At 68.3% G+C, this 627-nt stretch carries 1 protein-coding gene; it reads right to left on the reverse strand.

Annotated features, from left to right (window positions below; translation table 11 throughout):
• Positions 1 to 621, reverse strand: a 621-nt coding sequence (locus ARC63_RS04100) for a type VI secretion system protein TssA (protein ID WP_338141129.1), incomplete at its 3' end; no start/stop codon positions are given.
• Between the last annotated feature and the right edge of the window lie 6 nt (positions 622 to 627).

A 627-nucleotide genomic window follows, 5' to 3' on the forward strand; every position in this document is an offset into this window, starting at 1 on the left:
GTCCTGCGCAGCGGCCAATGCCGCATCCAGATCCAGCAGCGCCTCCGGCGGACAGTCGCGCAGGCAGGCATCGATGGCCGCAAGCTCCGGCGCTTCGCCCACCTCATCCGCAGCGAGCTTGAGCGTGCCCTGCACGATGCGCAGATCCCGCAGCGAAAAGTGCCCAGGATGCAATCCCTTGAACAGGCGGACGTTGCGCAGCTGCGTCAGCGTGCGCTCGCTGTCGCCCAGCGCCGCGATGGCGTTGACGCGTTCGGTCGGGTCGTTGTCCTCATCGGCATCCAGACCAGGATGAACGTCGTCCCAGAACCGTTCCAGCAGGTGCCGGAGCAGCCCGACGCCGCTGGACCAGCCCACCAGCCCGTCCTGGTGCAGGCGGGCGATGCTCAGCAGGATGCCCAGCCGCAGGTCCTTGGAGCGCAACAACAGTTGCTCCGCGCTGTCGGCGACCTGACGCCATTCCGGCGCCTCGGGCACCAGCACGCCCGCGCCCAGTGCGCGCTCCTGACGCGGGCGCGCCAGTTCTTCCAGGCTCTGGAACTCCGGTGTGTATTCCAGGTTTGGACCGGACGGCGCCTGTGCGTCGACCGGCTGCAGTAGCTGTTCGCTGTCGATCTGCATGGCGCG

Origin of the sequence: Stenotrophomonas geniculata ATCC 19374 = JCM 13324, from assembly GCF_001431625.1 — a bacterium.
Lineage (GTDB): Bacteria > Pseudomonadota > Gammaproteobacteria > Xanthomonadales > Xanthomonadaceae > Stenotrophomonas > Stenotrophomonas geniculata.